The organism is Vibrio hibernica (assembly GCF_015223435.1).
GTDB classification, from domain to species: Bacteria; Pseudomonadota; Gammaproteobacteria; order Enterobacterales; family Vibrionaceae; genus Vibrio; species Vibrio hibernica.
This window is the reverse complement of sequence record NZ_VHKO01000002.1, coordinates 70,978-85,196: the sequence shown is the minus strand read 5'-3', so window position 1 is coordinate 85,196 and position 14,219 is coordinate 70,978. Positions and strand designations below refer to the sequence as shown.

The 14,219-nt window shown below is 40.1% G+C and carries 12 protein-coding genes; 9 read left to right on the top strand and 3 right to left on the bottom strand.

All coding sequences use genetic code 11. From position 1 onward, the window contains the following. The first annotated feature begins 433 nt into the window (after positions 1 to 433). The 3 genes from FH976_RS01675 (at position 434) to FH976_RS01665 (ending at position 3,938) form a co-directional block, all read left to right on the top strand. Complete coding sequence (locus FH976_RS01675) at positions 434 to 2,875, top strand: DNA polymerase II (RefSeq protein WP_194089265.1); 2,442 nt, start codon at positions 434 to 436, stop codon at positions 2,873 to 2,875. A gap of 143 nt (positions 2,876 to 3,018) precedes the next feature. Beyond that, positions 3,019 to 3,588 (top strand): elongation factor P-like protein EfpL, encoded by a 570-nt coding sequence (gene efpL / locus FH976_RS01670; protein WP_194089181.1) that lies wholly within the window; start codon positions 3,019 to 3,021, stop codon positions 3,586 to 3,588. A 29-nt stretch (positions 3,589 to 3,617) separates the two neighbouring features. Further along, positions 3,618 to 3,938, top strand: a complete 321-nt coding sequence (locus FH976_RS01665) for an HI1450 family dsDNA-mimic protein (protein WP_194089180.1) — start codon at positions 3,618 to 3,620, stop codon at positions 3,936 to 3,938. A gap of 112 nt (positions 3,939 to 4,050) precedes the next feature. Here the strand turns inward: FH976_RS01665 and rluB are convergent, their stop codons facing one another. Continuing rightward, positions 4,051 to 5,064 (bottom strand): 23S rRNA pseudouridine(2605) synthase RluB, encoded by a 1,014-nt coding sequence (gene rluB / locus FH976_RS01660; RefSeq protein ID WP_194089179.1) that lies wholly within the window; start codon positions 5,062 to 5,064, stop codon positions 4,051 to 4,053. Positions 5,065 to 5,402: 338 nt separating this feature from the next. Between rluB and FH976_RS01655 the strand changes: the two genes are divergently transcribed. Then, the gene (locus FH976_RS01655) at positions 5,403 to 6,092 is read left to right on the top strand and encodes a DNA-3-methyladenine glycosylase I (protein ID WP_194089178.1); all 690 of its coding nucleotides are present in this window, start codon (positions 5,403 to 5,405) and stop codon (positions 6,090 to 6,092) included. Positions 6,093 to 6,196: 104 nt separating this feature from the next. Here the strand turns inward: FH976_RS01655 and FH976_RS01650 are convergent, their stop codons facing one another. Together FH976_RS01650 and rnm are read right to left on the bottom strand one after the other, a co-directional pair. Further along, entirely contained in the window at positions 6,197 to 6,817 is a 621-nt protein-coding gene (locus tag FH976_RS01650) for an L-threonylcarbamoyladenylate synthase (RefSeq protein WP_194089177.1), read from the bottom strand. A 124-nt stretch (positions 6,818 to 6,941) separates the two neighbouring features. Continuing rightward, positions 6,942 to 7,826, bottom strand: coding sequence for an RNase RNM (gene rnm / locus FH976_RS01645; RefSeq protein ID WP_194089176.1), 885 nt, complete (start codon positions 7,824 to 7,826; stop codon positions 6,942 to 6,944). 383 nt (positions 7,827 to 8,209) lie between these two features. Here rnm and FH976_RS01640 point away from each other — a divergent pair, with 383 nt between their 5' ends. The 5 genes from FH976_RS01640 to trpB are packed head-to-tail and all read left to right on the top strand — an operon-like array spanning position 8,210 to position 14,210. Continuing rightward, positions 8,210 to 9,832 carry an anthranilate synthase component 1 gene (locus FH976_RS01640; protein WP_194089175.1) on the top strand — a complete coding sequence of 541 codons (1,623 nt, stop codon included), beginning with the start codon at positions 8,210 to 8,212 and terminating at the stop codon, positions 9,830 to 9,832. A 10-nt stretch (positions 9,833 to 9,842) separates the two neighbouring features. Beyond that, the gene (locus FH976_RS01635; protein WP_194089174.1) at positions 9,843 to 10,424 is read left to right on the top strand and encodes an aminodeoxychorismate/anthranilate synthase component II; all 582 of its coding nucleotides are present in this window, start codon (positions 9,843 to 9,845) and stop codon (positions 10,422 to 10,424) included. 55 nt (positions 10,425 to 10,479) lie between these two features. Then, positions 10,480 to 11,478, top strand: coding sequence for an anthranilate phosphoribosyltransferase (gene trpD / locus FH976_RS01630; protein WP_194089173.1), 999 nt, complete (start codon positions 10,480 to 10,482; stop codon positions 11,476 to 11,478). 20 nt (positions 11,479 to 11,498) lie between these two features. Then, on the top strand, positions 11,499 to 12,950 hold the full coding sequence (trpCF, locus tag FH976_RS01625; protein ID WP_194089172.1) for a bifunctional indole-3-glycerol-phosphate synthase TrpC/phosphoribosylanthranilate isomerase TrpF: 1,452 nt from the start codon (positions 11,499 to 11,501) through the stop codon (positions 12,948 to 12,950). Positions 12,951 to 13,001: 51 nt separating this feature from the next. Beyond that, positions 13,002 to 14,210 (top strand): tryptophan synthase subunit beta, encoded by a 1,209-nt coding sequence (trpB, locus tag FH976_RS01620; RefSeq protein WP_194089171.1) that lies wholly within the window; start codon positions 13,002 to 13,004, stop codon positions 14,208 to 14,210. The last annotated feature ends 9 nt before the right edge of the window (positions 14,211 to 14,219 follow it).

The following is a 14,219-nucleotide window of genomic DNA, read 5'->3' as shown; positions in this document are numbered from 1 at the left end:
TTATCGCCAGCATACTTTATTAACCTTAGTTATTTATTAACCATCGGTTTATTAAGCATCGTTGTTAAATTTTATTATGTTCCTGAGCCGAACTCTTCATTGAACACAAAATCATTCTATCCTACTCGGCATTAAAAAATGACTACTAATGTCTAGATTAAAAGAAAAATTTGAACTCCGTTCTTTTCTATTTAACCTCAGAGGCTAACTAATAGTCAAAAACACCATTTTAGACACTAATACATTTAAAATTCAAATGGTTATTAATAATAAAAAACATGAACATCTATATTATTAATAATTTTGATAATACGTCAAGCACGAGATCTATCATCCGTGTGAATTATGATATGACGCATATTTTCTCATTAACGTTTTAATTTGATATCCTGTCACCAACTTTCTCGTTTCGGAACATTCTGTGCATTCTCCTATACAACATGGTTTTATTTTAACCAGACAAGCCAGAGATACGCATTCGAGGTCTAATTATGTGCCATCAAGCGCTAGCAATACACAATCAAAATTTTCTCATATAAAATCAGGGTCATCTCTTATCGAATTATGGGTATCTACAGATTCTGGCCCAGTACAACTATTGATAAATGGTGAGCAACCCGTTTTTTTTATTCACGAACAAGACAAAAAGATAGCAGCTCAGCTCAACCATACTCATCAGTTATCACTGCAAATAAAACCTGTTAATTTGAAAACATTTGAACAATGCCAAATTTTGGCTTGTTATAGCGAAAATAACCACTCTTCGTTCCTAGCAAAACAATGCTTAAATAAACGTGACATTGTAACTCTTGAAGATGATATTCGGCTTAGCGACCGCTATTTAATGGAACGTTTTATTCGTGGCGGCGTACAATTTATTGGCCAAGTAACACAAAAACCACATTACCAAAGTATAGTTCAAGCAAAATGTAAACCAAGCGATTACAAACCAAATTTGAGCATCGTGTCGTTAGATATTGAATGTTCAGAAAAAGGTATTCTTTATTCTATAGGATTAGATTCTGTCCTCGACAGCCGCGTGATCATGATTGGAGAGCCCCAAGCCTTAACACCCGAGGTTGAAAAATCACTGTATATTGAATGGGTGGATAACGAACTCGGTTTGTTAAAAGCTTTAATACATTGGTTTAACACTTTTGACCCGGACATTATTATTGGTTGGAATGTCATTGATTTTGATTTTCGTCTGCTCGATAAACGAGCTCAATGGCATAAAACTCCATTATCAATCGCTCGTGGTGGACAAAACCTGTATTTCCGTCAATCCAAAAATACCCAACAAGGTTTTGTCTCCATTCCTGGCCGAGTGGTATTAGATGGCATTGATACTTTAAAAACGGCCACTTATCATTTTAACTCTTGGGCATTAGAGTCAGTAGCCCAAGAACTACTCGGTGAAGGCAAAATTATTCATGATCCATTTAATCGAATGGATGAAATTAATCGTCAGTTTCGTGAAGATAAAATATCTCTAGCTCGATACAACTTACAAGATTGTAAGTTAGTCACTCGTATCTTTGAAAAAACGCATTTATTACAATTTTCTATTGAGCGAACCCAACTCACGGGTGTTGAGCTTGACCGTATTGGGGGTTCTGTCGCCGCGTTTACCAACCTATATTTACCACAATTGCATCGTGCTGGTTATATTGCGCCTAATTTACAATCGGAGAATTGGCTAGCTAGCCCTGGTGGATATGTGATGGATTCTGATCCTGGCTTATATCATTCGGTTTTAGTTCTTGATTTTAAATCTCTATACCCCGCTATCATTCGGACATTTCTTATTGATCCATTAGGTTTAGTCGAAGGTTTACAGCAATCCATAGGAAAAAATGACAATGAAGCAGTAGCAGGATTCCGCGGTGGGCAATTTCATCGTGAAAAACACTTTCTGCCTAAAATGATTGAGCAGTTATGGCAAGCAAGAGATGTCGCCAAGAAAAATAATGAAGCCGCTTTTTCTCAAGCTATAAAAATTATAATGAATTCATTTTATGGCGTACTGGGATCATCTGGCTGTCGCTTTTTTGATACTCGCCTTGCTTCATCCATCACAATGCGCGGGCATGAAATCATGAAGCAAACCCGCCGATTAATTGAAGAGCAAGGTTATCAAGTTATATATGGGGATACTGATTCCTTATTTGTTTCTTTAATTGAGCCGCATAACCAAATGCAAGCCGACAGCATTGGTCAAGATTTGATCGTAAAAATAAATGTTTGGTGGCAGCAGCATATTCAAAAAGAATTCAATTTAACCTCTGCATTAGAACTTGAATATGAAACTCATTATCAACGTTTTCTAATGCCTACAATTCGCGGATCTGAAACCGGTTCTAAAAAACGTTATTGCGGCTTAATTCATAAACACGGCGTAGAAAAAATGGTGTTTAAAGGCCTAGAAAGTGCCCGCACCGACTGGACTCCGCTCTCCCATCATTTTCAACAAAAATTGTACCACATGGTTTTTCATGACCAAGATCCTCAAGCCTATATTCGTCAATATGTTGAAGATACTTGGGCGGGGAATTTTGACGAGAATCTTGTGTATCAAAAACGTTTACGTCGCAAGTTAAATGAATACCAAAAGAATATTCCACCACAAGTTCGAGCCGCTAGACTAGCCGATGAACACAATGCTCGCAAAGGGAGACCCTTGCAGTATCAAAACAAAGGTCGAATCCAGTATTTATTTACCGTAAATGGACCGGAACCAAAAGATTACCTATCCAGTCCTATTGATTATCAACATTATATAGATAAGCAGTTAAAGCCCATTGCTGATGCTATTTTACCGTTCATTGGATTGGACTTTGAATCGATCATAGCCCCACAAATTGGATTATTTTGAGTAAACCGATAAACACTTCGATTCTAGTCATTACTTTTCTTTGTCGTTCTGTTCAGATCGTGATATTTTCAGCTCGTTATTTAACACCTCATAGCGCTTTCATTATAAAACCGCTGTGATTAAAAATTTATTAGGAAGCAATCATGCCTAAAGCTAGTGAAATTAAGAAAAATGCTGTTGTTGAAATGAATGGTCAAGTGTATTCCGTTCGTGAAGTAAGCAAATTAACACCAAGTGGTCGTGCTGGTGCAAGCTTGTACCGTATGCGCATGTACAATGTCGCAACAGGCGCTAAAGCCGATGAGAGTTTTAAAGCCGATGAGATACTAACATTAGCTGACTTTAGTCGCCGCAGTGTTATGTTCTCTTACATTGATGGTAACGAGTACATTTTCATGGACAATGAAGACTACACGCCATACCACTTCAATAAAGAAACCATTGAAGATGAAACGTTATTTTTTAACGAAGATACTCAAGGTCTTAGCGTTTTAATTGTAAATGACAAGCCAATCGCCATTGAATTACCAACCAGCGTAGATCTTGTGATTGTTGAAACGTCACCTTCTATCAAAGGCGCTTCAGCCAGTGCACGTACTAAGCCGGCCACATTAACAACAGGGCTAGTTGTACAAGTACCTGAATACATCGCCAATGGTGATAAAGTTAAAGTTAACACAGTTGAACGCAAGTTCATGAGCCGTGCAGACTAATCCTTCATTTTTAAAAACATTAGGACATTATGACCAATTTAATCTCTCTCGATGATGCTATCGATGTCGCGTATGACATTTTCCTTGAAATGGCACCGGATAACCTAGAAGCAGTAGATGTGATTTTATTCACCGCTCAGTTTGAAGACCGCGGTGCCGCAGAAGCAGTAGAAACTGGTGATGATTGGTCACAACATGTTGGCTTTGATGTTGATAAAGAAGCTTATGCTGAAGTCAAAATTGGCTTAGTTAATGAAGCAGATGATGCACTCGATGATGTATTTGCTCGTATGTTAATTAGTCGAGATCCTGACAATAAATTCTGTCATATTTTATGGAAACGTGATTAATCGTCTTCATATAAATAAACGGATGGTTTTTTGAACCAAACTCAAACGAAAAATGCCGAATTCATTCACTGAATTCGGCATTTTATTAACTTTAGAAGCTTAACGTAATCGTCTAGATTCTTGTTCTTGATTTTGGTTTAGGTAAACCAGTATTAACACGACGTTGTTTTTGTTTACCATCGCGACCACCAACAGCTTCACCATTGTTGACTTTATTGGTCGTGGTGCCTTTAGTCGCAACATTACCACGAGTCGCAGAACGAGTACGGCCTTTTGGTGTAGATACTCTTTCTTCATGACGTTTAACGGCACGACGAATTTTCTGTCCACGAGAGCGATCGCGTTTACGAGAATGAAGATCTGGATCTATCAACGTTTCGCGTTCAGGTTTTAATTCAACCATTTCACGCAAATAGTTAACTTCTTTCAGTTCAAGCTCCACCCAACCGCCACGAGGTAATGCTTTTTCTAAGAAGATATCCCCATAACGAACACGTTTTAGTCGGCTAACGGTAACACCTTGTGATTCCCATAAACGACGAACTTCACGGTTACGACCTTCTGTGATCATCACATAAAAGGTATGGTTCATTCCTTCACCACCGGCGTAAACAACATCTTCAAAACGTGCCATGCCATCTTCAAGCTCTACGCCGCTAGTGACATTGCGGATCATATCTTCGTTTACTTCACCAAAAACACGAACGAGGTATTCACGTTCAACCTCACGGCTTGGGTGCATCAAACGGTTGGCTAACTCACCATCTGTCGTAAAGAGTAATAAACCGCCAGTATTTGCATCCAAACGACCAACAGACACCCAACGAGAATCTTTAATTTTGGGTAGGCGGTCAAATACCGTGCGGCGACCTTCAGGATCGTGACGTGTACACAACTCACCTTCAGGTTTGTTGTAAGCTAATACGCGGCAAATAACGTCTTCAGAGTCTTTTATTGAAACCTTATGACCATCAATACGAACAAGTGCATTTTCATCTTCTAGGCGATCACCTAATTTTGCAACTTGACCATTTAAGCTCACTCGACCAGCTTGGATCATCGTTTCTAATTCACGACGAGAGCCATGCCCGGCACGGGCTAAAATTTTCTGTAACTTTTCGTTCATTGATTGACCTTTTGTTTGTCGACTTCACAGCCGTCTTTATTGTTTAATAAAAGACATTAATCTTATAAAAACAATAAATTAAAAATAATTTTTCTCTTCTTTATTACCTAAGCACAAAAATATAATACTTCAGCTTGAAGAAAAGGCAGCAGAGTATACATCAAACCTCTCATAGATAGAATGATTTCCCACCAAATACTCGCGAGTCTGATAATTCAATATAGTTGAAAAACTTGAGCCATACTGACATTAATTTTACGACATAAAATCAGGCCACATTACCTTTAGCTACTTTATTTTGTTATTCTCAAGGTTCAACTCCTAACCATATGCTATTTATGACCATTGAACATTTTAATGCTATTTATCAACGAGCCGCTGAGCGGAAAGGCGGAAAGCAACATTTAGAATTACTTCTCAGTAAACCGCTCTCCTCATCAGAATTACAACAAATTACTGACGATCGTTGGTTAGCCGCATTTACCATGAAAGTGTTTCAGTGTGGGATTTCTTGGCAGGTAGTGAGAAAGAAATGGCCTAATTTCGAACAGCTATTTTTCAATTTCAAGCTTGAACCACTAATGATGTTACCGGAAGAAATTTGGGAACAAAAAGCACAAGATCCAAGCATTATCAGACATTTGACCAAAGTGAAGTCGATTCCAACTAATGCTCAGATGATCCACTCAGCTCAATTTGATTACCCATCTTTCTCACACATGGTAGCGAATTGGCCGACCGATAATATAATCGGCTTGTGGGAATACCTGAAAAAAAACGGCAATCGATTAGGCGGTAATACTGGACCTTATTCCTTACGTCAAATGGGTGTTGATACCTTTATTTTATCGTCTGATGTCGAGTCACATTTACGAAATATAGGTATAATAGATAGCGGCCGAGGTACAAAACGAGCTATGCAAGCTGCGCAAAAAGCGTTTAATTATTGGCAACAACAATCTGGACGCAGCCAATCGGAAATAAGCCAAATTATTGCTTTTAGTTGTGGTGATAATCAGGTGCTTTAACGCTATCTCTCGATATACAATATAAAAACCCATCATAAATTACTTATACCAAGTAATTTATGATGGGTTTGATTTACTACTTTCAATAAGAAATCTAGGACTGATTACTCAAACGGGGTTGGATCACCAGCGCCTCTACGAACGATCACCATCTCATCATCACTAAAATCAATAACGGTCGTGGGTTGCTCACCTAAGAAACCGCCGTTCATGATCAAATCAACTGAATATTCTAATTTATCGCGAATATCTTCTGGATCGGATTCTGCATAATCATTACCCGGCAATATTAAGGTCGTTGACATTAAAGGCTCGCCCAACGCTTCGAGTAAATCCAATGCGATTTTATTATCCGGAACACGGATACCAATGGTTTTTCGCTTTGCATTCATCAAACGACGCGGCACTTCCTTAGTTCCTTTAAATATAAAGGTGTAGGCCCCTGGTGTATTATTTTTCAATAAGCGAAAGGCAGTATTGTCAATTCGGGCATACAAAGAAAGCTCAGACAAATCGCGACACAACAAAGTGAAGTTGTGCTTATCATCCAGCTTACGAATATGGCAAATACGCTCTAAAGCATTTTTATTTTCTAGCTGACAACCTAGCGCATAACCTGAATCGGTTGGATAAACGATAACGCCACCATTACGAATAATGGCGACTGCTTGATTGATTAAGCGGGCTTGAGGATTATCTGGGTGTAAATAAAAAAATTGGCTCATTACTACTCCTAACTGAGTCTATGATTGACCTACCCTGTTTAATTGAATTATAGCGTTGTTTATTATGTTTATCGCATAGCTATAACAGCAATTTATCTGAGTTCCAATCGAATTGACCTTTACTCTAAAGAGAGATTTCTTCTATCGAATAACCACCAGAAATGGGTATATGTGCGATTGATTGCCAATCCTTCCAAACAGGCTCTACACCTGCAGGCAACCATAAATTTCGACCTAACTCCATCCATGGAGAAGGATAGTGAAAATCCGAACCTTGTGAGGCTAATAAATTATATTCTATTGCATAATCGGCCAAAGTACGGCGCTCTTGCGGAGCTTGCTGCGGTTGAGCAACTTCCATTGCATCGCCACCAGCTTCTACGAATGCAGCAAGTAAACGCTTTAACCATTTTGCTGTCAATTGATAACGAGCTGGGTGCGCCAAAACGGCTTTGCCTCCCGCAGCATGAATAGCATTGACTGCATCACTCATTGAGCACCATGAAGGCGGTACATAACCAGGGTTATTGCGAGTAAGGTATTTTTTAAAAACCATCTGCATCGTTTTTGCATAACCATTATCGACTAACCATTTAGCAAAATGGGCTCGCGTAATAGAGGCATCACCGGCAATCGCTTTTACTTCATCTAAAACACCTTCACGCGTATGCTTAGCCAAACGCTCAGCCATCAACTCTGAACGTGCAATTCGGCGCTGTTTTTGTTCTTTAATTAATTGTTGTAGATCTGTATTTTCGATATCAATATTTAATCCGACAATATGAATATCTTTATTTTGCCAAACCGTCGAAAACTCAATCCCATTGATTAGATGAACCGGTAATGATTCTGCTTTTATATATTCCTTAGCATCATTAATCGCATCTACACTGTCATGATCGGTGATCGCCAACACATCAATCTTGAACTCGACGGCGCGATCCAGTAATTGCACAGTAGAAAAACGCCCATCAGAACAAGTTGTATGGCTATGCAAATCTATTCGCATCAGAGGTACTCAATTTAATCGAAAAAAGGCTTGACCTAAAAACAATAAACTAGTTTACTAGTACACAAGTTCTTAAGGTCAATTTCGGAGGTTTGATTTATGTTTTCATCATTATCACAAGATTCTAACATTCATCGTTACCACAAAAAACCGCTTTATGTGGTTTCCTTATCGACTTTACTCACTCGTTGGCTTACTTGGCACTTGATCTCATCATAACGAGAGTGTGATTTTCATCATTAGGATGTAAAGCCCGCTCTTCATGCGGGTTTTTTAATATCTGCATATAAGCAACCCCAATTAAACGTTTTCATTTTTATACGCATCGCTTTATAACAGAATGAAAACAAATGGAATGATAATTTAAGTTTAAAGGACGTCTTATGAATAAGGCAGCACAAATCCACAATTCAATGATAGAAAAAAAGCATCCAATTGATGTCTTTCAGCTAGAAGCCCCTTATCTTGACGATCCCACTCAAGTATTTAATGCGTTGTGTGTCAATGCACATCAAGAACAAGATGATCAAAACAGCCTATTACTTGAAAGTGCAGAAATCAGCTCAAAAGAAAATTTAAAAAGTTTACTATTAGTTGATGCCGCCGTTCGTATTGAGTGTTGTGGACACCAAGTCACTCTGACAGCCAAAACTCATAATGGTCAACAACTTCTGCAGGCCGTCAAAAGTAATATTAACTCACAAATATTAACGCAAATAAGTGATAACCAAATTGAGCTGACATTTTTAGCGCCCAATGAATTATTAGATGAAGACAGCCGTTTACGTGAAGCGTCTAGCTTTGATGCCCTTCGTCTGATCCAGCATAGCTTTGATATCGAAGGTAAAGATAAGCATGCCATTTTCATCGGTGGATTATTTGCCTACGATTTAGTCGCAAATTTTGAATCACTAGGTGATGTGAAAAGCATTGATAACTGTCCAGACTATGTATTTTATGTCGCAGAAACACTGATGGTGTTTGATCATCAAACAAAACAATGTCATGTACAAGCCAGTGCTTTTAATGCAAACCAAGCGACGAAAGAACAATTGCAACAACGATTACACGATATCCGTGAGCATTGTACTGATGTCGCACCACTTCCAGCCGCTACGGTTGTCGAAGATATGTCGGTTAACACCAACATCAACGACGAAGATTTTTGCCAAATTGTCCAAAATTTGAAACAAAACGTCATCAAAGGCGATGTTTTCCAAGTGGTTCCCTCTCGACGCTTTACGCTTCCGTGCCCATCACCTTTAGCCGCGTATAAAGCACTCAAATACAGTAATCCAAGCCCATACATGTTTTACATGAAAGATGAATTGTTTACATTATTTGGCGCATCACCGGAAAGCGCACTTAAATATGATGCCCAAACCGAGCAGGTCGAAATTTACCCGATTGCAGGAACGCGCCGCCGAGGAAAAAATATCGATGGCAGTATCAACTTTGATTTAGACAGCCGCATTGAATTAGAGCTTCGCAGCGACACAAAAGAAAATGCAGAGCACATGATGCTTGTCGATTTAGCTCGTAATGATGTCGCAAGAATATCCACAGCAGGATCTCGTCATGTTGCAGATTTACTGAAAGTTGATCGCTATAGCCACGTTATGCACTTGGTGTCTCGTGTTGTGGGTGAATTACGTCACGATTTAGATGCTCTACACGCTTATCAGGCCACAATGAATATGGGCACATTAACTGGCGCTCCTAAGATTCGTGCAATGCAATTGATTAGAGATGTTGAGCAACAGCGACGTGGTACTTATGGCGGTGCTGTCGGTTACTTAACGGGCGAAGGCGACTTAGATACTTGTATCGTGATCCGTTCAGCTTATGTTGAAAATGGTATTGCTACCGTTCAAGCAGGCGCAGGCGTGGTCTTTGATTCTGATCCACAATCAGAAGCCGATGAAACTCGTGGTAAAGCGCAAGCCTGTATCAGTGCAATCCAATCTGCGCATCAATCTCCTCTTAATAAAATCAACCAAGGATAAGGTGACTAAAATGGCTAATATCGTATTTGTCGATAATTTTGACTCATTCACCTACAACCTCGTAGATCAATTCCGCAGCTTAGGTCACAGTGTCACTATTTATAGAAACAACATCGCCGCTCAAATCATTGAAATAGCAATAAACGAGCTTGAGAACCCTATTGTGGTGTTATCCCCTGGCCCTGGTGAGCCAAGTAAAGCTGGTTGTATGCCCGATCTCATCCAGCGTTTAAAAGGTAAAGTGCCAATGATTGGTATTTGCTTAGGGCATCAAGCCATTGTTGAAGCTTATGGCGGTACGGTCGCAGGCGCGGGTGAAATCATTCATGGGAAAGTATCAATGATGGTGCATGACAATCATCCAACGTACCAAGGCTTGCCATCTCCTTTTGCTATCGCACGCTACCATTCATTAGTTGCAACACATGTCAGTGAACAATTAACCGTTACATCAGAAGTGAATGGTTTGGTCATGTCCGTGGTCGAAGAAAAGCATAAAGTGTGTGGTTTTCAATTTCATCCAGAATCCATAATGACAACTTATGGAGCCACCTTGCTAGAGAACACCATCAACTGGGCGCTCGAAAAATAAAACTAAAAATAATAATCAATGAGCACCGAATAAAAAATTTCAAGGACACAATTTTATGCAAGACATCATTAATAAGTTATACGCACAAACTAATTTAACTGAAAACGAAAGCCATCAATTATTCGATACCATCATTAAAGGTGAAATGGACCCTATTTTACTCGGTTCGGTATTAACGGCATTAAAAATTAAAGGTGAAACCTCGGAAGAAATTACAGGCGCTGCCAATGCGCTATTAGCAAATGCATCTTCCTTCCCAGTCATTGAAGGTGACTTTGCCGATATCGTCGGTACTGGCGGCGATGGCTCGAATACCATTAATATTTCAACCACCGCAGCATTTGTTGCTGCCGCTTGTGGGGTAAGAATAGCAAAACATGGCAACCGTGGTGTATCCAGCAAATCTGGTTCGTCCGATCTTCTTGATTCATTTGGCATTAATCTCGCGATGAGCCCAGCAGACACCAAAACGGCAATCGATGAAATTGGCGTCGCATTCTTATTCGCACCGCAATATCACGGTGGTGTTCGTCACGCAATGCCGGTTCGTCAAGCAATGAAGACTCGCACCATATTTAATCTACTTGGCCCTTTAATTAATCCAGCTCGCCCTAATATACAATTAATGGGTGTTTATGATGAGTCATTGGTTCACCCTATTGCGAAAACATTAGCACTCATGGGGTTAAAACGCGCAGCCGTCGTTCACGGCAGTGGTTTAGATGAAGTGGCGATTCATGGTTCAACGTTAGTTAATGAGATCATCAACGGTGAAATCATTGAATACACTTTAACGCCTGAGGATTTTGGCGTACAAATTCACCCGCTAGAAGCAATTAAAGGTGGAGAACCAGCTGAAAATCGCGACATCATCACCAAAATATTGAATGGAAAAGGCACTGAAGCACAAGTTTCTGCCGTCGCGGTTAACGTAGCCTTATTATTGCGTTTATTTGGTCAAGAAGATTTAAAAGCCAATACTCAACAAGCGATTGAGGCAATGAACTCAGGTAAAGCGTATCAACTTGTGACCCAACTCGCCGCTCGCGGTTAGCAGATTTAAAAGGATTAATAATGGAAACCGTATTAGCACAAATAGTGGCCGACAAGCGACTCTGGGTCGAAGAGCGTAAAATACAACAACCTCTTGAAAGCTTTAAACAACAATTAACACCCAGCGATCGCAGCTTTTTCGATGCCTTAAACACAGGTAAAACTGAGTTTATTTTAGAGTGTAAGAAGGCCTCACCCTCTAAAGGTTTGATCCGTGATGACTTTGACCTCGATTACATTGCCTCAGTATATGCAAATCATGCCAGCGCCATCTCTGTGCTTACAGACAGTAAATATTTCCAAGGGGATTTTGAATTCATCCCTCAAGTACGTAATCAAGTGACACAGCCTGTGATCTGCAAAGATTTCATGATTGACGAATACCAAGTGTATTTAGCTCGTCATTATCAAGCTGATGCAATTTTACTGATGCTTTCCGTGCTCAATGATGATGAATATCGACACCTTGCCAACGTTGCCACCAGCTTAAACCTTGGTTACCTGACCGAAATCAGTAATGAAGAAGAGCTTGAGCGAGCCATCGAATTAAAAGCACCCGTCGTTGGAATTAATAATCGTAACTTGCGTGATTTATCCATAACACTTAAACGAACCAAAGAATTAGCTCCGCGCTTGCCAAAAGGCACTATTGTTATTTCAGAATCAGGCATTCATAACCACCAACAAGTAAAAGAATTATCACATTATGCTAATGGATTTTTAATTGGTAGTTCGTTAATGTCAGAAGACAATTTAGAACTGGCGGTACGCCGCGTGTTGTTGGGTGAAAATAAGGTCTGTGGTCTCACTCACCCTGACGATGCCAACCACGCTTATCAAGCTGGTAGTGTGTATGGTGGGCTTATTTTTGTTAAGCACTCTAAACGTTGTGTCGATATTGAAACGGCACGTTTAATCATGAGCGGTGCACCTCTTCATTATGTTGGTGTATTTCAAAATCTTGGCTCGTTGAAAAATCAGCTGGTTAAAAATAAATCATTGCAAAGTCACTCTCTCGATGAAATTGCTCAAATTGCGAATCAGTTAGGTTTGGCAGCAGTGCAATTACACGGTAATGAAACACAAGCCGACATAACTAAATTGCGTTCTTTGTTGCCAAAAAGCATCAAAATCTGGAAAGCTTATGGCGTGAGTAATACGCTACCCACCCTACTTGAAAAACATGTCGACAAACATTTGCTCGATGCTCAAGTAGGAAATCAATCAGGAGGAACCGGAATGAGTTTTGATTGGAATTTATTAGAAGAATATTCACGTACTGGTACAGGTGAAACATCCACCAGTCACCGCGCCCGCATTATGCTCGCTGGCGGTTTGTCCCCAGATAATATCGTAGAAGCCGGGCAACTCGGCTGTATTGGGTTGGATTTGAACTCAGGAGTCGAATTCGAACCGGGCAAGAAAGATCCAGCCAAATTAGACGCTGCGTTTAAAGCATTAAGAAATTATTAGATTATTTAGCGATTGATGTCATCGTTAATCGCCAACAGAAAGGATTATTGTATGCCTAAGTTAGACCCGTATTTTGGTGAGTTTGGTGGTCAATATGTACCTCAAATTTTAGTGCCAGCACTTGATCAACTTGAGCAAGCGTTTATTGACGCACAAGAAGATGATGAGTTCCAAGCCGAGTTCATGGGATTATTACAAGAATATGCAGGTCGCCCGACTGCATTGACTTTATGCCGTAATATGACAAAAGGTACAAAAACGAAATTGTACTTGAAACGTGAAGATTTACTTCATGGCGGTGCACACAAAACCAACCAAGTATTAGGTCAAGCCCTTCTCGCTAAACGTATGGGTAAAAAAGAAATCATAGCGGAAACTGGCGCTGGGCAGCATGGCGTTGCAACTGCATTAGCTTGTGCATTACTCGATTTAAAATGTCGCGTCTACATGGGAGCAAAAGATGTTGAACGTCAAAGCCCTAACGTCTTCCGCATGAAATTAATGGGTGCGGAAGTTATTCCAGTCCATTCAGGTTCAGCCACCTTAAAAGATGCATGCAATGAAGCGTTGCGTGACTGGTCCGCCACTTATGAAGATGCCCATTACCTTTTAGGTACAGCCGCAGGTCCTCATCCATTCCCAACCATAGTGCGTGAATTCCAGCGCATGATCGGTGAAGAAACCAAAAATCAAATTCTTGCACGTGAAGGCCGTCTGCCAGATGCTGTCATTGCTTGTGTTGGTGGCGGTTCTAATGCCATCGGTATGTTTGCTGATTTCATTCCGGATACAGAAGTTGGTTTAATCGGTGTTGAACCGGCGGGTTTAGGTATCGATACGAACCAACATGGTGCACCACTTAAACATGGTAAAACTGGGATTTTCTTTGGTATGAAATCACCGTTAATGCAAGACAACTTTGGTCAAATTGAAGAATCTTATTCTGTTTCCGCAGGGTTAGATTTCCCATCGGTTGGCCCACAACACGCACACCTAAATGCTACTGGTCGCGCACAATATGTTTCTATCACCGATGATGAAGCACTGGATGCATTCCAAAACCTTGCATTACATGAAGGCATTATTCCTGCACTTGAGTCTTCTCATGCCCTTGCTTATGCCTTAAAGATGGCTTACGAAGATCCGGAAAAAGAACAACTATTAGTGGTCAACCTTTCTGGTCGTGGCGATAAAGATATTTTCACGGTACATAAGTTATTGGAAGACAGGTTATTAGAAGAAAAAGGAGGAGCTTTATAATGACAGTAT

What these genes read in the sequence shown, in the direction of transcription:
- efpL (WP_194089181.1), top strand. Translation starts at nt 3,019, where the DNA reads ATGCCTAAAGCTAGTGAAATTAAGAAAAATGCTGTTGTTGAAATGAAT.
- FH976_RS01665 (WP_194089180.1), top strand. Translation starts at nt 3,618, where the DNA reads ATGACCAATTTAATCTCTCTCGATGATGCTATCGATGTCGCGTATGAC.
- rluB (WP_194089179.1), bottom strand. Translation starts at nt 5,064, where the DNA reads ATGAACGAAAAGTTACAGAAAATTTTAGCCCGTGCCGGGCATGGCTCT.
- FH976_RS01655 (WP_194089178.1), top strand. Translation starts at nt 5,403, where the DNA reads ATGACCATTGAACATTTTAATGCTATTTATCAACGAGCCGCTGAGCGG.
- FH976_RS01650 (WP_194089177.1), bottom strand. Translation starts at nt 6,817, where the DNA reads ATGAGCCAATTTTTTTATTTACACCCAGATAATCCTCAAGCCCGCTTA.
- rnm (WP_194089176.1), bottom strand. Translation starts at nt 7,826, where the DNA reads ATGCGAATAGATTTGCATAGCCATACAACTTGTTCTGATGGGCGTTTT.
- FH976_RS01640 (WP_194089175.1), top strand. Translation starts at nt 8,210, where the DNA reads ATGAATAAGGCAGCACAAATCCACAATTCAATGATAGAAAAAAAGCAT.
- FH976_RS01635 (WP_194089174.1), top strand. Translation starts at nt 9,843, where the DNA reads ATGGCTAATATCGTATTTGTCGATAATTTTGACTCATTCACCTACAAC.
- trpD (WP_194089173.1), top strand. Translation starts at nt 10,480, where the DNA reads ATGCAAGACATCATTAATAAGTTATACGCACAAACTAATTTAACTGAA.
- trpCF (WP_194089172.1), top strand. Translation starts at nt 11,499, where the DNA reads ATGGAAACCGTATTAGCACAAATAGTGGCCGACAAGCGACTCTGGGTC.
- trpB (WP_194089171.1), top strand. Translation starts at nt 13,002, where the DNA reads ATGCCTAAGTTAGACCCGTATTTTGGTGAGTTTGGTGGTCAATATGTA.